Raw genomic sequence first — 17689 nt, forward strand, 5'->3', positions numbered from 1 at the left:
TCAGGCGTGAACGTCGCGAAGTCCGACGGCGTTGCGCAGCCCGGAGCAGTTCACACAGCCCACGCAGCCGATGCAGTCGTCACAGCTGACACATCCGACGCAGGCCCGGCACCGCGCGCAGTCGACGCACGCCAGGCAGGCCAGGCATCCCCGGCACGCGATACACAGCACGGCGAGCACGCACCCTGCGATGGCGGCGCTGCCCGCCGTGGCGATGGACCCGGCCACGCCTGCGCTGCCGGCAGTCCCGATCGCCCGTGCGACGGCGGCGCTACCTGCAGTGCCCACGGAGCCGACAACGCCGACGCTGCCGGCGGTGCCGATCGATCCGGCGACGGCCGCACTGTTGACGGTGCCGATCGATCCGGCGACGGCCACGCTGTCCGTCGTCGAGATCGACCCGGCAACAGCCCGGCCGTCGGTCACGTCCGGGGCTACTTCCGCCTGAACAGCTTGTTCCCGAGCCACACCACCGGGTCGTACTTGCGATCTGCCGCACGCTCTTTCATCGGGATCAGCGCGTTGTCGGTGATCTTGATGTGCTCGGGGCACACCTCGGTGCAGCACTTGGTGATGTTGCAGTAGCCCAGGCCGTTCTCCTCCTGGGCCTGCTCGGCGCGGTGGCCGTGTGTGTCGAGCGGGTGCATGTCCAGCTCGGCCTGCCGCATCAGGTACCGCGGGCCCGAGAACGCGAGCTTGTTCTCCTCGTGGTCACGGTTGACGTGGCAGACGTTCTGACACAGGAAGCACTCGATGCACTTGCGGAACTCCTGCGACCGGTTCACGTCCTCCTGCGCCATCCGGTACTCACCGGGCTGCAGGTCCTTCGGCGGCGTGAACGACGGGATCTCCCTGGCCTTCTCGTAATTGAAGGACACGTCGGTGACGAGGTCCCGCATCACCGGGAAGGTGCGCAGCGGGGTCACGGTGACCGTCTCGTCCTCACCGAAGGTCGACATGCGCGTCATGCACGCCAGGCGCGGACGGCCGTTGATCTCCACCGAACACGATCCGCACTTGCCGGCCTTGCAGTTCCACCGCACCGCCAGGTCACCGGTCTGGGTCTGCTGCAACCGGTGGATGATGTCGAGAACGACCTCGCCCTCGTTGACCTCGACCGTGTAGTCCTTCAGTTCGCCGCCGGAGGCGTCGCCGCGCCAGACACGCATCTTCGCGTTATAGGCACCCATGTGGCTCAGCCCTTCCGTTGCGGGTGTTCGAGGAGTTCGTCGTCGGTGTAGTACTTCTCGAGCTCGGAGAGCTCGAACGTCTCCAGCAGATCGGTCCGCATCGTGGGCTGACGCTCCTTGGAGACGGCGACGTCCGGGACCACCGGGTCGTCGCCCTCGGAGCGGCACACCAGAAGGTGGTTGCGCCAGCTGGCGTCCATGGTCGGGAAGTCGTCGCGGGTGTGGCCGCCGCGGCTCTCGGTCCGCGTCATCGCCGACTTGGCCACCGACTCGCTGACCAGCAGCATGTTGCGCAGGTCCATCGCCAGGTGCCAGCCGGGGTTGAACTTTCGCTCGCCCTCGACCCTGACCCTCTTGTAGCGATCGCGCAGCTCCTGCAGCTTGTCCAGCGCCTCCTGCATCTCGTCGGCCTTGCGGATGATGCCGACCAGATTGTTCATGGTGTCCTGCATGTCCAGCTGCAGCGTGTACGGGTTCTCGGGTGACGAGCCGTCGGACGGACCGTCGAACACCGCCAGCGCCATGTCCTTGGCCGTGTCCACCGCGTCCTGGGTCACCGCGGGCCGGTCGGACATCGCGCGCACGTAGTCGGAGGCGCCGAGGCCGGCGCGGCGGCCGAACACCAGCAGGTCGGACAGCGAGTTCCCGCCGAGGCGGTTGGAACCGTGCATGCCGCCGGCACATTCACCGGCGGCGAACAGCCCCGGCGTCGCGGCCGCACCGGTGTCGGGGTCGACTTCGATACCGCCCATCACGTAGTGACAGGTGGGCCCGACTTCCATCTCGTCGGTCGTGATGTCGACCTCGGCCAGCTCGATGAACTGGTGGTACATCGACGGCAGCCGGCGCTTGATCTCCTCGGGCGTCATCCGGGAGGCGATGTCGAGATACACCCCGCCATGCGGGGTTCCGCGGCCTTCTTTGACCTCGGTGTTGATCGCGCGGGCCACCTCGTCGCGGGGCAGCAGGTCAGGGGTGCGGCGCGCCGAGTCGTTGTCCTTGAGCCACTGGTCGGCTTCCTCTTCCGATTCGGCGTACTGACCCTTGAACACGTCGGGGATGTAGTTGAACATGAACCGCTTGCCCTCGGAGTTCTTCAGCACTCCGCCGTCGCCGCGCACACCCTCGGTGACCAGGATTCCCTTCACCGACAGCGGCCAGACCATGCCGGTCGGGTGGAACTGGATGAACTCCATGTTGATCAGCGATGAGCCGGCCCGCAGCGCGAGCGCGTGCCCGTCCCCGGTGTACTCCCACGAATTCGAGGAGACCTTGTAGGACTTACCGATTCCGCCGGTCGCGAGCACCACCGCGGGCGCCTCGAACAGTACGAAGTCGCCGGTCTCGCGGTAGTAGCCGAATGCGCCGGCGATCTTGTCGCCGTCCTTGATGAGCTCGGTGATCGCGACCTCGTGGAACACCCGGATGCGCGCCTCGTAGTCGCCGAGTTCGCGCTTGTCTTCCTGCTGCAGCGAGACGATCTTCTGCTGCAACGTGCGGATGATCTCCAGACCCGTGCGGTCACCGACGTGGGCCAGCCGCGGGTAGGTGTGTCCGCCGAAGTTGCGCTGGCTGATCTTGCCGTCCTTGGTGCGGTCGAACAGCGCGCCGTAGGTCTCCAGCTCCCACACCCGGTCGGGGGCTTCCTGGGCGTGGAGCTCGGCCATCCGCCAGTTGTTCAGGAACTTGCCGCCGCGCATGGTGTCACCGAAGTGCACCTGCCAGGAGTCCTTGGTGTTGACGTTGCGCATGGCTGCCGCGCAACCACCCTCGGCCATCACCGTATGTGCCTTGCCGAACAGCGATTTCGTCACCACTGCCACGCGAAGGCCCCGCTCCCGGGCCTCGATCACGGCGCGCAGTCCCGCCCCGCCGGCACCGATGACGACGACGTCGTACTCGTGCCGTTCGATCTCTACTTCTACTTCTGCTTCATGCGAAGCCATCAACCCTCACTCGTCCTTGATCAATAGAAAAACTCTGTGCGCGTGCGCTTCTCAGCCGACGAACCGCAGATCGGAAATCGTCCCGCTGGCCACCAGCATCACGTAGAAGTCGGTGAACATCAGCGTGCCCAAGGTGACCCAGGCGTAGAGCTTGTGCCGGGTGTTGAGCTTGCTGATCTGCGTCCACATCCAGTACCGGACAGGATGTTTGGAGAAGTGCTTGAGCCGGCCGCCGGCGACGTGGCGGCAGGAGTGGCACGAGATCGTGTACACCCAGAGCATCACCACGTTGATCACGAGGATGACGTTGCCGAGCCCGAAGCCGAAGCCGCCGGGACCGTCCTCGGAGTGGAAGGCCTTGATCGCATCCCAGGTGTTGATGAGCGAGATGAGCGCCGCGATGTAGAAGAAGTAGCGGTGCAGGTTCTGCAGGATGAGCGGGAAGCGCGTCTCGCCGGTGTACTTCGCGTGGGGTTCGGCCACGGCGCAGGCGGTCGGCGACTGCCACACCGAGCGGTAGTAGGCGCCGCGGTAGTAGTAGCAGGTGATCCGGAACAGCAGCAGGAACGGCAGCGACAGCAGCGCGTACGGCAGCAGCGAGAGTGGCCCCGACGTGGGCAGGATCTGCGGCCAGAACTCACTGGCCTCGCCGCAGGCCTTGCTCAGGCAGGGTGAGTAGAACGGCGTGAGGTAGTGGTACTTCTCGACGAAGAAGTCGTCGCGCATGAACGCACGCACCGTCGCGTAGATGATGAACGCGGCGAACCCCAGGTCCGTGACGATCGGCGACTTGAGCCAGTTGTCGGTGCGCAGGGTGCGCGCCGCGATCTGCGCTCGGCCTGGGGAGAAGACGCCGGTCGCCTTGCGGTCGGCGGTGGGTGCACTCACGTTTCCCTCTCGATGAATGTTTGCGGGGCAGACCTGTCCGGCCGGCCCCGAGCTCAGCGCGTGCCGCCGAGACCCTCGTCGTCGACACCGCGCCAGAAATCGGTGTCGTACTGGGTGTCCGGAATCGCGATGCGCTCGCCGACGTGATGATGCCGGGACAGCCCGCGCGCGAGTTCCAGCTCCTCGGCGTCGATATCGAGGCGATCGATATCGTTGAGGATGCGCTCGGCATCGTTGACGATGCGACGGGTGGCAGGGCTGTCCCCGTATCGCGACGCCAGCGTGGTCACGCATCGCCGCAGGTTCCCGATCAGATCGTGAAGTTCGGCGAGCTCGGTGGTGGTGGACAAGTGACCTCCTTGGGCTGAAGGGTGTCGTGCATCACAGTACGCACTCGATGCTAGCCACATCACCCACTAATGGGGTGAGACAGATCACTTTGATGCATGGAGGTAACAATGACGCAAGACCTGCTGAAGGCCCGCGCTGAGACGTTGCTGGCGTTGCACCGGCCCGGCGATCCGGTGGTTCTGCCGACGGTCTGGGACGCGTGGTCGGCCCGGCTGGCCGAGGGGGCCGGGTTCGCCGCGTTGACCGTCGGTAGCCATCCGGTAGCCGACTCGGTCGGCAAGGCCGACAACGAGGGCATGACGTTCGACGATCTGATCACTCGCGTCGCGCAGATCACGTCAGCCACCGAGCTGCCGGTGTCGGTCGACATCGAGTCCGGCTACGCCGAAGCGCCGGCCCGGCTCATCGAGGGGCTTCTCAGCGTCGGGGCGGTAGGCCTGAACATCGAGGACACCGTCCACAGCGAGGGGGGTCGACTACGCAGCCCCGAGGAGCACGCCGAGTTGGTGGGCGCGCTGCGCTCGGCCGCCGACGCGGCCGGCGTGCACGTTGTCGTCAACGCGCGCACCGATCTGTTCCTGCGCCAGGACGGCGACGAGGCTGATCGAGTGGACCGAGCGATCGCCCGGCTGCGGTTGGCCGCCGACGCCGGGGCCGACGTTCTGTATCCGGTGGGTCTGCACGGTCCGGAGACCATGCAGCGGCTGACGTCGGAGCTACCGCTGCCGGTGAACGCGATCGGCGCACCCGACAAGGCGGATCCCGCGTCGTACGGACCTCTCGGCGTGGCGCGCATCAGCTTCGGCCCGTTCTGGCAGGCGGCACTCGCCGAGCGGGCGAAGGAGATCCTGGCGCGTTGGCGCTGACGTCAGGGGCGGTATCAGGCTCAGGTCAGTCGGTCTCGACGACCAGCACCTCGGTGTGGGCCTTGCGTTTGACGATGCGCGGTACCGAGCCGACGAGCCGCCCGACCATCGAGGTCATGCCGACACTGCCCACCACGAGCAGATCAGCGCCGACCTCTTCGGCCAGCTCGATCAGCGCATCGGCGGGTACGCCGTGGATCGCGCGCTCCTCGACAGTGCGGGCGCCCGCGGTCCGGGCGCGCTCAGCCGCGTCGCGGAGCAAGCCGTAGACGGGAGCATCACCTGCGGTGCGGTAGCCCTCGCCGCGCGGCTGGTCGGGGTCGGGGCCCGCGGCGTCATGGTGCTTCGACGAGTAGGCCGACGCGATGATCAGACGCCCGCCGGATTCTGCGGCCAGGGACGCCGCCTTGTCCACGGCGCGCAGCGAGGTGTCCGAGCCGTCGGTTCCGACGACGATGGTCTGGTACGAGGTCACGCGTTGCCCCTTTCCTGGCGTGAACTTCAGCGTACAAGTGTTCACTCGCGAAGTTACCCAGAACGGGACGATGCGAATCGGGTCAGCGATGCACGTCGGTGATCGCGACGTCGACGTCCACGTCGGTGGCGTCTCCGACGACGTCGCGGATGACCGCGAGGGCCTGCGTTCGGACGTGATCCGCGAGGACGGCCAGGTCGGTGCCGTAGAGAGCGCTGACCTCGATGCGCACCGCCTGTAGCTCGGTGTCCTCGACGGAGACGCTGAGCTCGGCCAGCTTGACGTCGGGAACGGCGCGCAGGACGCGGGCCAGGTGGGCGCGCACCACGAGATCGCTCACCTGGATACGACCGGGATTGCGGCCCGGCCGCGGATCGACGACCGTGACCGGCCACCCGGAGCGGGGGGTGGCGCGCACCGCCGCGATCACGCGGCGCTCGACAGCCGGCCAGCCGGGCTCGGGCGCCGCGCGCAGTTCCCGGGACGCCCGGGCCAGCACGTCGTAGTCGCCTATCGCCATCGTTCCAGCCTCTGTTGAAGAGTGGTTTTGGCGCGGTGATGATGCCCCCGCGCACCGTCTGGGCTCAGGCTCAGGATCGTCCCTATCTGCGGGAAGGTCAATTCCTCGACTTCTCGCAGCATCCACACTGCCCGCTGCCGGGGCGGCAGTTCGGCGAGCGCCTCCTCCAACGCACCGAGGAATTCGGTGTTCGACAGCGTGGCGAACGGGTCGGAGGACGCAGAGGAATCGACGGGATCGATGAGGCGGTCGTCGAGCGGGATCGCCCGTTTCACCCGGTGCGAGTCGGCCACCTTGCGTGAGCAGATCGCGAACAGCCACGTCCGCGGGCTCGCATCGCCGCGGAACTTGTCGATCTGCCGCCACGCGGCAACGAATGTCTCTTGCACGATGTCCTGCACCGCGGCCTCGTCGCGGGTCATCCGGCGCGCATAGCGATGCAGCGCGGGACCGTGACGGCGGATCAGGGACTCGAAGGCACTGCGGTCCCCGGCGGCTGCCGCGGCCGCCAGTTCCCGGTCGTCGACCTCGAGGTCCTCGACCAGAAGGTCGCCAACAGACATCGTCGGTATCGATCCTCTCGGCTATCCATCACGCGAAACCGCGTGACGCCGCGAGCCTAGTCATCCACGGGATCATGATGTGGGCAGTGACACACAAATCAGGGATTCGGATCGGCGGGCACGCTGCGACTCACCCTCAGTGGAGATCGAGGACAGGAGAACCATGAGCACGGAACGAGGCAAGACGACGATCGCCGACACGGTGGTCGCGAAGATCGCAGGCCTGGCGGCGCGCGAGGTGACCGGCGTGCACGCACTGGGCGGCAGCGCGACGCGTGCCGTCGGCGCGCTGCGCGACCGCATTCCCGGTGCCTCCGTCAATCACGCGCAGGGCGTGTCGGTGGAGGTCGGGGAGAAGCAGGCCGCGGTCGACGTCGACATCGTCGCCGAGTACGGCGTGTCCATCAACGATCTCGCGGCCGGTATCCGGCGTAACGTCATCGCCGCCCTCGAACGGATGACGGGCTTGGAGGTGGTCGAGGTGAACATCACGGTGCACGACGTGTACGTCGCGGACGACACGGTTGACCGTGACGTCGACGCGAAGCGCACCTCCGACGAGCTGCGGGTCGTATGACCTCCCGCGAGGCCGCCGACACCGTCGCCGACGCAGTGCTCGCCACACCGGGGGTCGCCGGGCTGCATCCCGGGATGTTCGGTGAGGTCGGCACCTACCTGCCGGGGCGGCGGGTGGACGGTGTCCGGCTCGGCGACAACGACATCGACGTGCATCTGACCGTGCGGGAAGGGGCGCCGGTGCGCGAGACCGCCGCCGCGGTCCGCGAGGCGGTGGCCCGCGAATTCCCCGGGCAGGCCGTCAACGTCACCGTGGAGGACGTCATCGCAGTCGACTCCCCGGCAGTGGATGTATCAGCGGCCGACTCACGCTCACAGCGGGTGATCGCTGTCGGTGAGCACACCGTGATGATCCCTTCACACGGCTGAACACAGCGGCAATATGCGCTTTCTAGCGTGGCCGCATGGCAACTTCACGGGTCGTGGTCGTCGGCCACGGCATGGTCGCCCACCGGTTCGTCGAGGCGCTGCGGTCGCGCGACACCGAAAATCGCTGGCAGATCACCGTGCTGGCCGAGGAACTCGACGCCGCCTACGACCGGGTCGGTCTGACGGGCTACACCGATCACTGGGAGCGTCCGCGACTTGCGTTGGCGGGCAACACCTATGCCGGTGACGAGCGGGTGGATCTGCGGCTCGGGCACCGTGTGGTCGCGCTCGACTCCGCGGCGTCGAGCGTGACCACCGCCGCCGGAGACCGATTCGGCTATGACGCGCTGGTGCTGGCGACCGGGTCGTACGCCTTCGTGCCGCCGATACCGGGCCACGACCTGCCGCTCTGTCACGTCTACCGCACCCTCGATGATCTCGACGCGATCAAGACCTACGCGCAACGCGCAGTGGCCGCCCACTCCGATGACGCCGCCGGTGTCGTCATCGGAGGCGGGTTGCTCGGGCTGGAGGCGGCCAATGCGCTGCGCGGCTTCGGGATGACTCCGCACGTCGTCGAGATGGCGCCGCGGCTGATGGCCCAGCAGCTCGACGAGGCCGGCGGAGCGCTGCTGGCCCGCATGATCGGTGACCTGGGGATCGCCGTGCACGTCGGAGTGGGTACCGAGCGCATCGAGTCAGTCGGCTCGGGAGCGCGCGTCACGCTCAGCGACGGGACCGTCGTCAACGCCGGCGTGATCGTCTTCGCCGCCGGTGTCCGACCCCGTGACGAACTCGCTCGTGAGGCCGGATTGGCCATCGCCGAGCGGGGTGGCGTGCTGACCGACACATCCTGTGCGACTCGAGATCCCCGCATCTTCGCGATCGGCGAGGTCGCCGCGATCGAGGGCCGCTGCTATGGCCTGGTGGGGCCGGGATACACGAGCGCCGAGGTCGTCGCCGACCGATTGCTTGGCGGTGCAGCGGAATTCGGTACCGCGGACATGTCGACAAAGCTCAAGCTCCTCGGGGTCGATGTCGCGAGCTTCGGCGATGCGATGGGCGTCACACCAGGTTGCCTCGACGTCGTGGTCAACGATGCGGTCGCGCAGACCTACGGCAAGCTGGTGCTCTCCGACGATGCCCGCACTCTGTTGGGTGGCATCCTGGTCGGCGATGCGTCGGCCTACGGTGTGTTGCGCCCGATGGTGGGCGAACAGCTGCCGGGAGACCCGGTGTCCTTTCTCGCGCCGGCCGGAAGCGATTCGGGTGCAGCGTCTCTGGGTGTCGGCGCTCTGCCCGAGACGGCGCAGATCTGCTCCTGCAACAACGTCTCCAAGGGCGACATCACCGAAGCGATCGGCTCGGGGTGCTGCGACGTCCCCTCGCTCAAAGCGTGCACCAAGGCGGGTACCTCGTGCGGATCGTGCGTGCCACTGCTCAAGCAGCTGCTCGAGGCGCAGGGGGTCGCGCAGTCGAAGGCGCTCTGCGAGCATTTCAGCCAGTCCCGGCCCGAGTTGTTCGAGATCATCAGTGCCACCGAGATCCGCAGCTTCTCCGGGTTGGTCGAAAGATTCGGCTCCGGAAAAGGTTGCGACATCTGCAAACCCGTCGTGGCGTCGATCCTGGCGTCGACGAGCAGCGATCACATCCTCGACGGGGAGCAGGCGTCCCTGCAGGATTCGAACGACCACTTCCTGGCCAACATCCAGCGCAACGGCAGCTATTCGGTGGTGCCGCGCGTGCCCGGCGGTGACATCACTCCTGAGCACCTGATCCTGATCGGCGAGATCGCCCGCGAATTCGGGCTCTACACCAAGATCACCGGCGGTCAGCGTATCGACATGTTCGGCGCGCGGGTCGATCAGCTCCCCGAGATCTGGCGACGGTTGGTCGAGGGCGGCATGGAATCCGGGCACGCTTACGGCAAGTCGCTACGCACGGTCAAGAGTTGCGTCGGCAGTGACTGGTGCCGCTACGGGCAACAGGATTCGGTGCAGATGGCCATTAATCTGGAACTGCGTTACCGCGGCCTGCGCGCTCCCCACAAAATCAAGATGGGCGTGTCGGGATGCGCCCGCGAATGCGCGGAGGCGCGCGGCAAGGACGTCGGCGTCATCGCCACCGAAACCGGGTGGAACCTCTACGTCGGCGGCAACGGCGGAATGACGCCGCGGCACGCCGAACTGTTGGCGGGCGATCTCGACGACGAGACGTTGGTGCGCTACATCGACCGGTTCCTGATGTTCTACATCCGCACCGCCGACCGCCTGCAACGCACCGCGCCGTGGGTGGAGGAGAAAGGGCTGGAGCACATTCGCGACGTGGTGTGCGACGACTCTCTGGGTCTGGCATCCGAATTCGAGGCCGCGGTGGCCCGGCACGTCGAGGGCTATGCGTGCGAATGGAAGGGTGTGCTCGACGACCCCGAGAAACTGGCGCGCTTCGTCTCGTTCGTCAACGCACCTGACACCGCGGACCCGACGGTCACGTTCACACAGAGTGCGGGGCGCATGGTGCCGACCCCGCTCGGATTGCCGAAGGTGGTGCAGCGGTGACGATTCTCAGCGACATCGGCAGGGTCGGTGTCTGGACCACGGCCTGCCCCTACGACGTCCTGCTACCCAACCGCGGCGTCGGGGTCTTGCTGCCCGATGGGGCGCAGGCCGCGCTGTTCCGCCTCGACGACGGCAGCGTGCACGCGGTCGGCAACATCGACCCGTTCACCGGCGCGGCGGTGATGTCGCGGGGCATCGTCGGCGATCGGGGCGGGCGCGCCACGGTGCAGTCGCCGCTGAAGAAGCAGGCGTTCGCCCTCGACGACGGGGTGTGCCTGGACGATCCGACCTACGAGCTGCCCGTGTACGCCACGCGGATCACCCCGGCCGGCGACGTCGAAGTGGGCTCACCACCCGCGGCGCAGGATTAGGGACTTTCGGCCCGCGACACCGGGCTGACAACTACCTAACGTCGTAGGCATGACGTATGTGATCGGTAGCGCGTGCAGGGACATCGTCGACAAATCCTGTGTGCAGGAGTGCCCCGCCGACTGCATCTACGAGGGCGCGCGGGCGATGTACATCAACCCCAACGAGTGCGTGGACTGCGGCGCGTGCCGGCTCGCGTGCCGCGTCGACGCCATCTACTACGAAACCGACCTGCCCGACGAGGAATTCGCGCATCTCGAGGACAATGCGGCGTTCTTCAGTGCGGTGCTGCCCGGCCGCGACGCTCCCATCGGGGACCCGGGTGGCGCGGCCGCACTGGGCCGGATCGGCGTCGACACCCCGCTGGTGGCCGCGCAGCCGCCGTCGCTGACAACTCACCCCTGACGGGCGGGGCTCGGCAGCCTGGCCCGGAGGAAGCGCTGGGCGATCAGCCGGGTGATGCCGGGGTGCCGGCCCAGCGGCTCGGTCACGACATCGGCGCCGCTGTTGCGCAGTCGATCCTGGAACAGCCCTTCGGACAACAGATATGACGCGACGACAACGCGTCGGCCGGGCTGGCGCAGAGCCGTGACGGCATCGGCCACCCGGGGTTCTCCGGTCGCGGCGAACGCGAGTTCCACCCGGGTACCGATCGTCGCCGACACCCACGCCGCCGTGGTGTGCAGATCGCGCAGCGCGGCCGGATCCGAGGTGCCGGCGGCCGCGAGGATGACCGAATCATCGGTACGCCAGCCTGATTCGACGAGCCGCTCGACGACGACACGTACCAGCGCAGGATCCGGTCCCAGTGCGGGAGTCACGGTGACGGCAGGGTGGTCACTGGCGCCCACGTGCGCCGGGATGTCGGTGCTCACGTGGTAGCCGCGCGCCAGGAATGCCGGCACCAGCACAGCCGGCTCGCCGGCGTGGGCGTCGAGTACTTCGGTCGGCGTGGGGCCGATGACATCGACGAACGCCACATGGACGGGGTTCTTCACCAGCTCCGACACCCGGGCGGCGAGGTCACCGATCAGCTCCACGCCCTGCGGCTTGCGGGTGCCGTGGGCCACCAGGACGTAGCTCATGACGCGTATGCCTCGTCGACCGGCAGCCGGTAGCCGCGTTTGACCACAGTGGCAACCATCTTCTTGTCTCCCAACGCGGTTCGCAAACGCAGGACTGCTGTTTCGACGGCGTGGGTGTCGGTGCCGCTGCCGGGAAGGGCGCGCAGCAGATCGGCTCGCGACACCACCGCACCGGGGTGCTGGGCCAACGCGCGGATGGTGGCCATCGCCGCCGGTGACATCGCCTTGACGGCCCCGTCGACCAGCACACAGTTGCCCCTGATCTCGAGCAGGTGCCCGGCCACTCGTACGGTGCGGGCCTGCAGTAGTGGTAGTTCGTCAGTGATGTGACGGGCCAACGCGCCCAATCGCATTCGCTCCGGCGCGGAGGTCGGTACCCCGAGGCGCACCAGCGGGCGGGCGGTCACCGGGCCGACACACATGGCGTGCACGCTGCCGCGCAGGGCGGCCAGCAGTTCGTCTTCGACGCCGAGCTCCTGGGCCCGCATCAACACCGAGGCCACTGCGGGTGCGGAGGTGAAGCTGACGGCGTCGAACTTCTCCTCGGCGATCCCGACGACGAGGGCGTCGAAGTCACCGTGCCGCGGCGCCGGGTGCCAGCGGTACACGCGGATGGGCACCACGTCGGCGCCGGCAGCGCGCATTTCGTCGAGGAATTCGGGGAACGGGTCCCAGTCGGCTGTCGCGCCGTGCAGCTGCACCGCGATGCGGGCCCCGGCGATGCCGCCCTCGAGCAGGTAGTGCAGCACTTCACGGGAGGATTCCGAATCCGGCGACCACTCCTCGGGCAGGCCGGCCGCTCGTAGCGCCCCGGTGGCCTTCGGGCCGCGGGACACCACGCGGGCCTTGCTCAGGGCCGCGGTGAGCTCGGGGGCCAGGCCCCAGCCGTCGGCCGCGGCCATCCAGCCGCGCAGCCCGATACCGGTCGTGGCCACGACGATGTCCGGTGGTTCGTCGATGAGGGCCTGAGTGCGTTGGCGCAGCTCGTCGTCGTCGGGCAGCGGCACCATCTCGATGGCGGCCGCGCTGGTGACGGTCGCACCGCGGCGGGTCAGGAGGGCGGCGAGCTCGTCGGCGCGCCGTGCTGAGGTCACCGCGACTCGGAATCCGGTGAGCGGCGACCAGTCCGGCTCACTCATGACCACTGTCTATTCAGTCCGTGTTTCGCGCCGGTTACTCCGTCGTTGCTGTGCGGTGTCACCGCCGGACAGGCCGTGAATTTGTGCTCACCGCCGGTGTGCGCTGCGTGTGAGGCCTCACCAGACGTCGCCGTCGCGCCAGTCGCAGGCGAGGTCGCCGGCCGCGTCGAGGTCGACGGACGAGGTCACCGGCAGGACGAAGACGCTGCTGTCGTCGTCCGGGGTGCGCATCAGGCCACTCGGGGTCAGCACCGACGTCGTGCCGGGCCACGGCGTCCAGCCCCGGCTCGAGTACAGCGGCCGCCCCAGATCGCTGGTGCTCAGCGCGCCGATGACGTAGGCGCCGCGGATCACCTGCTCGGCGGCCTCCATCAGCGCGTGCGCCAAGCCCTGACCGCGGTGGTCCTCCCGTACCGCCACTGCTTCGACGTAACCGCACCGCAGTGCCGTGTCATGGTGCAGCAGCCGCCTCTGGACCACTGCGGCGTGGCCGACGATCGCCCCGCGCTGACAGATCACCGCGTGCATACCGCCCAGTGCATGCTCCCAGTCGGTGTCGGAGAACTCACCGTCGTATGCCTCGGTGAGCATCCGCCGGGCATCGGCGCGGAGGTCGTCGTCGAGATCGGAGGTGTGGACGAGGCGGGCACGCACACCTGCAGGTCTACCAGGCGAGGCCCTTGTCCGGTGGTGAGAACGGCGCCCTCGGGCGCGCCCAGTGCAGCCGTACCGTCTGGCCCGGCCGGGCCTGCGCGATGGCGTCGACGTCGTCGTCGACGACGACGCCGATCACCGGGTAGCCGCCGGTGACCGGATGGTCGGGGCCGAGTATCACGGGAAAGCCGTTGGGCGGCACTTGAATCGACCCTCGCATTGCGCCTTCGCTGGGTAGCTGGCGGTCCGGCCAGCGGTACTCCAGCGGCATGCCGACCAGCCGGACCCCCACGCGGTCGCTGCGGTCGGTGACCTGCCAGTTGGTGCGAACGAGGACGTCGGGGTCGAGGAACCAGTCGTCGCGGGGCCCGGGGACCACCCGGAGCTCGATGACGTCGTCGTCGAGTGCGGCGACCGGCGCCTGGTCGAGCTCGGGGAACTCGTCGGTGTGTTCGCCGACGCGCAGCACGTCCCCGGATGTCAGCGGGCGGGGTCCGATCGAGGAGAGTACGTCGTAGCTTCGCGATCCGAGCACCGGGTCGACGTCGAATCCGCCGCGTACCGCGAGATAGGACCGCAGACCCGTGCGGGCAGGCCCGAGGGAGATCGTCTCGCCGGCGCGGACGTGGTGAACACTGTTGGTGCCGAACGGGATTGCGTTGACCGCCGGGTCGGTGTCGGCGCCGGTCACCGCGACGGTGACGTCGCCGCCGCACACCCGCGCGGTGAACCCGCCCAGCGTGGCCTCGACAGTGGCTCGGTCGTCGGGGTTGGCCACCAGCCGGTTGGCCAGCGTGTGGGAGCGCCGGTCGGCGGCCCCGGAGCGGGTCACTCCGAGGTGGGACAGACCCGGTCTACCGAGATCCTCGACCAGGGCCAGCGGGCCCGGTTGCAAGATCTCCAGTGTCACCCCGGTCACGGCGTCACCGCCCGGAACTGCACCCACTGCCCCGGTGTCAGCAGCGCGGGTTCGTCACGATCGATGTCCCACAGCACCGCGTTGGTCCGCCCGATGAGCTGCCAGCCACCGGGCGATTCCCGAGGGTAGACGCCGCTGAACGAACCCGCGAGCGCGACCGCACCGACGGGCACCTTGGTCCGGGGTTCGGCGCGCCGGGGGACTTGGAGTCGTTCGTCGCCGTCGAGCAGGTAGCCGAAACCCGGTGCGAATCCGCAGAATCCGACGCGCCAGGGCCGGCCTGTGTGCGCGGCGACGACCTCGTCGACAGACAGGCCGGTCAGCCGGGCGACCTCGTCGAGATCCGCTCCGTCGTAGATCACGTGCAGGACGACGTCGGCCTCGTCAGGGGGAGAGCCCGCGTCGGCGATGCTGTCGGCGCCGGGCGTGACCCGGCCGAGCCGCTGACGCACCGGGGCCTGACAGGCGCTGTCGGCGAGGATGATCAGGACGGTCTGGGCAGCGGTCACCAGGTCCACCACGCCGGGTAGCTCGGCCGCGCGCAGGGCCTCCGTCCAGGCCAGCACCTCGGCCGTCGTGCCGAATTCCAGGAGCAGCGCCCGATCGCCGTAGTCGTGCACCGCGGCTGCTGTCACACCCATCTGCCAACGCTACCGTCGAACGCACGGTTGAATGCACGAATGGGTGGGGGGTCGGCGCGCGCCGGCGCGCTGATGACGGTGACCGCCATGGTCTCGGTACAGCTGGGTATGGCGGTCGCGGTCAAGCTGATCGACCACATCGGCTCCGACGGCACCGCGTGGCTGCGGCTGGCATGGGCGGGGTTGATCCTGCTTCTCTGGGTGCGGCCGCGCCCGTCGGCGTTCACCGCCAAGACCTTCGGCATGTGCGTGGTGCTCGGCGTGGTGAGTGCCGCGGTGTCGCTGTTCTTCATGGCGTCGCTGGACCGATTGCCGCTCGGCACCGCGACCGCGCTGGAGTTCCTCGGCCCGCTCACGGTCGCCGCCGCGCACGGTCGCGGGCTCGCGCGGGTGCTGTGGCCGGGGCTGGCCGCACTCGGGGTGATCCTGCTCAGCCAGCCCTTCAGCGGTGGCGTCGACCTCAAGGGCGTGATGCTGGCGCTCGCCGCGGGTGCGGCGTGGGCGCTCTACATCCTGCTGACCCAGAATGTCGGCGATCAGGTCGCGGGGGTGACCGGGCTGGCGGTGTCGATGCCCATCGCGGGTCTGGTATCGACGTTCACCGTCAGCTCGACGGTGTTCGAGCGGATGACGTGGCAGGTGGTTCTCATCGGCCTGGGTATGGCGATCCTGCTGCCGGTGGTCCCGTTCGTGCTCGAGCTGCTGGCGCTGCGCCGGTTGACGACGGCGGCGTTCGGCACGCTGATGTGTCTAGAGCCGGCGCTGGCGTTCGTCGTCGGCTTCACGCTGCTGGATCAGGAGCTCGGTGTCTCCGCGATCATCGGCATCTTCGTGGTGGTGATCGCCGGGGTGGGTGCGGCGCGCAGCGGTGGCCGGCAGGCTGACATGCACATCGAGGTCGGTTAGCCCACCAGCTGATACGTGGGCTCTCGGCGCTTGATCACCGCGATCACCCGGTAGGTGATCGGCAGCATGACGACCTCGACCGCGGTCTTGTAGACCCAACCGAGCGCGGTGTAGACGGCGAAGTCCTTGAACGTCGAGATGCCGATAGCGCTCGCGGCGATGGTGCAGAACACCAGGGTGTCGCCGAGCTGACCGACGAAGGTCGACCCCACCAGCCGGGCCCACAGGTGCTTCTCCTTGGTGCGCTCCTTGATCGCCACCACCACCCAGGCGTTGAGCGTCTGACCCACGATGAAGCCGGCGAGCCCGGCCACGATCAGCTGGGTGTAGGCGTGCACGACGTTCTCGAAGTGTTCCTGGTTGGTGTAGAAGTCCGCGGCGGGCAGATAGATGGTCACCCAGAAGGCAAGGGCAGCAAGGATGTTCATCGCGAACCCGGCGAAAATGGCGCGTCGGGCGGCCTTGAACCCGTACACCTCGCTCAGCACGTCGCCGATCACATAGGTCAGCGGGAACACGATGAAGCCGCCGTCGGTGATGATCGGTCCGAACGCGACGCCCTTGGTGGCGGTCACGTTGGAGATGATCACCAGTGCGGTGAACACAGCGACGAGGATCGGATAGTAGGCCGAGCCGACGCGCGCGAAGGTGGCGTGCTCTGCGGTCTGGGGCTCGGTCACCGGCCCATTAGATCAGCTCAGCGCGGCCGCGATCAGCGGTGGCAGTTTGTCGACCACGATGGGATAGGACAGCACCGAGGCGTAGGCGATCGCGCCGGCGAGCTCTTTTCCGGTGAACACGGTGTGCTTTCGGGTGGTCGCCCGTGCCGCGGCGACGATGGGATCGGCCAGCAACGCCGCCTGCTCCTCGTCGCTCTCCGTGGTCCAGATCACGACATCGGCAGAGTCGAGCACGCGCGCGAGCCGGTCCCGCGCGATGGTGCCGTCAGCGTCGACGAGGGTCAGACCCATGTCGGTGAGGAACGCCCGCCGCCAGGCCGGGCCGGTGACGCGCGCGCCTGCGTCGTCGACCCGGCCGTCGAGCATCAGCACGGTCTTGTCCGCGAACTCCGGGTGGTCGTCCTTGACCTTCTTCAGCGATGCGTCGATGTCCGAGACCATCTTCGTCATGTCGTCGTGATGGAAGGTGGCCTGTCCGATCAGCGCAGCCTGATCGCGCCAGGGCTCGAAGAAGGCATTACGGCCGGACTGTGCGATGGTCGGCGCGATGGCCGTCAAGGCCTGGTAGGTGTCCTGGTCGAGGCCTGCGTTGGTCGCGACGATGAGGTCGGGCCGCGCCGCGGCGATCTGTTCGACCTGGATGCCGTCGGCCAGAGACAAGACCGCGGGCGTCGCGCCGCCCAGTCGCGCCTGCGCCCAGGGCCAGACGCCGAAGGGCTCCCCGCCAAACCAGTCGGTGATGGCGACGGGCACCACGCCGAGCGCCAGCAGGTCGTCGGCGTCGTTGAGCCCCGCGCTCACGACGCGCGTCGGAGGTTTGGGGATCTTGGTCTCGCCGAAAGCGTGGGTCACGGTGACTGAACCGTCGGAGGCCACCGCACCCGGCTTTTCGGATCGACAGGCGGTCAGCACCGCCGCCACGGCCGTCAATGCCAGAACGTTCCGCCGGGTCCACACTTCGGGCACCCGGCGAGAATATAGAGCCCGTCTCGAG

Annotated in this window: 22 protein-coding genes; 7 read left to right on the forward strand and 15 right to left on the reverse strand. The window is 68.1% G+C overall.

Translation table 11 applies throughout. The annotated features are described in order from the left end of the window. The 5 genes from ACZ50N_RS01320 to ACZ50N_RS01340 are packed head-to-tail and all read right to left on the reverse strand — an operon-like array spanning position 1 to position 4374. The gene (locus ACZ50N_RS01320) at positions 1-378 is read right to left on the reverse strand and encodes a hypothetical protein (protein WP_236728406.1); all 378 of its coding nucleotides are present in this window, start codon (positions 376-378) and stop codon (positions 1-3) included. 56 nt (positions 379-434) lie between these two features. Continuing rightward, complete coding sequence (locus ACZ50N_RS01325; protein ID WP_046361589.1) at positions 435-1190, reverse strand: succinate dehydrogenase/fumarate reductase iron-sulfur subunit; 756 nt, start codon at positions 1188-1190, stop codon at positions 435-437. A gap of 5 nt (positions 1191-1195) precedes the next feature. After that, positions 1196-3136 carry a fumarate reductase/succinate dehydrogenase flavoprotein subunit gene (locus ACZ50N_RS01330; RefSeq protein WP_046361588.1) on the reverse strand — a complete coding sequence of 647 codons (1941 nt, stop codon included), beginning with the start codon at positions 3134-3136 and terminating at the stop codon, positions 1196-1198. A 51-nt stretch (positions 3137-3187) separates the two neighbouring features. Continuing rightward, a complete protein-coding gene (locus tag ACZ50N_RS01335; protein WP_046361587.1) occupies positions 3188-4024 on the reverse strand; it encodes a succinate dehydrogenase subunit SdhC in 837 nt (278 codons plus the stop codon). A 53-nt stretch (positions 4025-4077) separates the two neighbouring features. Beyond that, on the reverse strand, positions 4078-4374 hold the full coding sequence (locus tag ACZ50N_RS01340; protein WP_046361586.1) for an Rv0250c family protein: 297 nt from the start codon (positions 4372-4374) through the stop codon (positions 4078-4080). A 108-nt stretch (positions 4375-4482) separates the two neighbouring features. On the opposite strand from ACZ50N_RS01340, the gene ACZ50N_RS01345 reads away from it, so the two are divergent. Beyond that, positions 4483-5241, forward strand: coding sequence for an isocitrate lyase/PEP mutase family protein (locus tag ACZ50N_RS01345; protein WP_046361585.1), 759 nt, complete (start codon positions 4483-4485; stop codon positions 5239-5241). A gap of 25 nt (positions 5242-5266) precedes the next feature. On the opposite strand, the gene ACZ50N_RS01350 is transcribed toward ACZ50N_RS01345, so the two are convergent. From ACZ50N_RS01350 to ACZ50N_RS01360, 3 genes are all read right to left on the reverse strand, one after another. Then, positions 5267-5716: a universal stress protein gene (locus tag ACZ50N_RS01350; RefSeq protein WP_046361584.1), complete on the reverse strand. Its 450-nt coding sequence runs from the start codon at positions 5714-5716 to the stop codon at positions 5267-5269. A gap of 82 nt (positions 5717-5798) precedes the next feature. Beyond that, entirely contained in the window at positions 5799-6236 is a 438-nt protein-coding gene (locus tag ACZ50N_RS01355; protein WP_464474410.1) for a hypothetical protein, read from the reverse strand. Then, positions 6227-6799 (reverse strand): RNA polymerase sigma factor, encoded by a 573-nt coding sequence (locus ACZ50N_RS01360; RefSeq protein ID WP_464474411.1) that lies wholly within the window; start codon positions 6797-6799, stop codon positions 6227-6229. The genes ACZ50N_RS01355 and ACZ50N_RS01360 overlap by 10 nt, the downstream gene beginning before the upstream one ends. Before the next feature lie 163 nt (positions 6800-6962). Here ACZ50N_RS01360 and ACZ50N_RS01365 point away from each other — a divergent pair, with 163 nt between their 5' ends. From ACZ50N_RS01365 to fdxA, 5 genes are read left to right on the forward strand one after another with little or no spacing between them, the layout of a single operon-like run. Beyond that, complete coding sequence (locus ACZ50N_RS01365; RefSeq protein WP_046361581.1) at positions 6963-7376, forward strand: Asp23/Gls24 family envelope stress response protein; 414 nt, start codon at positions 6963-6965, stop codon at positions 7374-7376. After that, positions 7373-7744 carry an Asp23/Gls24 family envelope stress response protein gene (locus tag ACZ50N_RS01370; protein ID WP_464474412.1) on the forward strand — a complete coding sequence of 124 codons (372 nt, stop codon included), beginning with the start codon at positions 7373-7375 and terminating at the stop codon, positions 7742-7744. The genes ACZ50N_RS01365 and ACZ50N_RS01370 overlap by 4 nt, the downstream gene beginning before the upstream one ends. Positions 7745-7779: 35 nt before the next feature. Continuing rightward, positions 7780-10302, forward strand: a complete 2523-nt coding sequence (gene nirB / locus ACZ50N_RS01375; RefSeq protein WP_464474413.1) for a nitrite reductase large subunit NirB — start codon at positions 7780-7782, stop codon at positions 10300-10302. Beyond that, complete coding sequence (nirD, locus tag ACZ50N_RS01380; protein ID WP_046361578.1) at positions 10299-10673, forward strand: nitrite reductase small subunit NirD; 375 nt, start codon at positions 10299-10301, stop codon at positions 10671-10673. Before nirB ends, nirD begins: the two co-directional genes overlap by 4 nt. A 49-nt stretch (positions 10674-10722) precedes the next feature. After that, positions 10723-11076 (forward strand): ferredoxin, encoded by a 354-nt coding sequence (gene fdxA, locus ACZ50N_RS01385; protein WP_111509128.1) that lies wholly within the window; start codon positions 10723-10725, stop codon positions 11074-11076. On the opposite strand, the gene ACZ50N_RS01390 is transcribed toward fdxA, so the two are convergent. The 5 genes from ACZ50N_RS01390 to ACZ50N_RS01410 form a co-directional block, all read right to left on the reverse strand. Then, positions 11067-11756, reverse strand: coding sequence for a sirohydrochlorin chelatase (locus ACZ50N_RS01390; RefSeq protein ID WP_464474414.1), 690 nt, complete (start codon positions 11754-11756; stop codon positions 11067-11069). The genes fdxA and ACZ50N_RS01390 overlap by 10 nt on opposite strands. After that, positions 11753-12895, reverse strand: coding sequence for a uroporphyrinogen-III synthase (locus tag ACZ50N_RS01395; protein ID WP_464474415.1), 1143 nt, complete (start codon positions 12893-12895; stop codon positions 11753-11755). The genes ACZ50N_RS01390 and ACZ50N_RS01395 overlap by 4 nt, the downstream gene beginning before the upstream one ends. A 117-nt stretch (positions 12896-13012) precedes the next feature. Continuing rightward, positions 13013-13549, reverse strand: a complete 537-nt coding sequence (locus tag ACZ50N_RS01400) for a GNAT family N-acetyltransferase (RefSeq protein WP_464469467.1) — start codon at positions 13547-13549, stop codon at positions 13013-13015. Between the two features lie 10 nt (positions 13550-13559). Then, positions 13560-14468, reverse strand: coding sequence for a 5-oxoprolinase/urea amidolyase family protein (locus ACZ50N_RS01405; RefSeq protein ID WP_464474416.1), 909 nt, complete (start codon positions 14466-14468; stop codon positions 13560-13562). Beyond that, positions 14465-15109, reverse strand: coding sequence for a 5-oxoprolinase subunit B family protein (locus ACZ50N_RS01410; RefSeq protein ID WP_464474417.1), 645 nt, complete (start codon positions 15107-15109; stop codon positions 14465-14467). Before ACZ50N_RS01410 ends, ACZ50N_RS01405 begins: the two co-directional genes overlap by 4 nt. 39 nt (positions 15110-15148) lie before the next feature. On the opposite strand from ACZ50N_RS01410, the gene ACZ50N_RS01415 reads away from it, so the two are divergent. Then, the gene (locus tag ACZ50N_RS01415) at positions 15149-16015 is read left to right on the forward strand and encodes an EamA family transporter (RefSeq protein WP_046361572.1); all 867 of its coding nucleotides are present in this window, start codon (positions 15149-15151) and stop codon (positions 16013-16015) included. Here ACZ50N_RS01415 and ACZ50N_RS01420 read toward each other — a convergent pair. Then, complete coding sequence (locus ACZ50N_RS01420; RefSeq protein WP_073684435.1) at positions 16012-16695, reverse strand: queuosine precursor transporter; 684 nt, start codon at positions 16693-16695, stop codon at positions 16012-16014. The genes ACZ50N_RS01415 and ACZ50N_RS01420 overlap by 4 nt on opposite strands. A gap of 12 nt (positions 16696-16707) precedes the next feature. Beyond that, positions 16708-17661: an ABC transporter substrate-binding protein gene (locus ACZ50N_RS01425; RefSeq protein WP_464474418.1), complete on the reverse strand. Its 954-nt coding sequence runs from the start codon at positions 17659-17661 to the stop codon at positions 16708-16710. Between the last annotated feature and the right edge of the window lie 28 nt (positions 17662-17689).

The sequence above is a fragment of the Mycolicibacterium obuense genome, assembly GCF_055397605.1.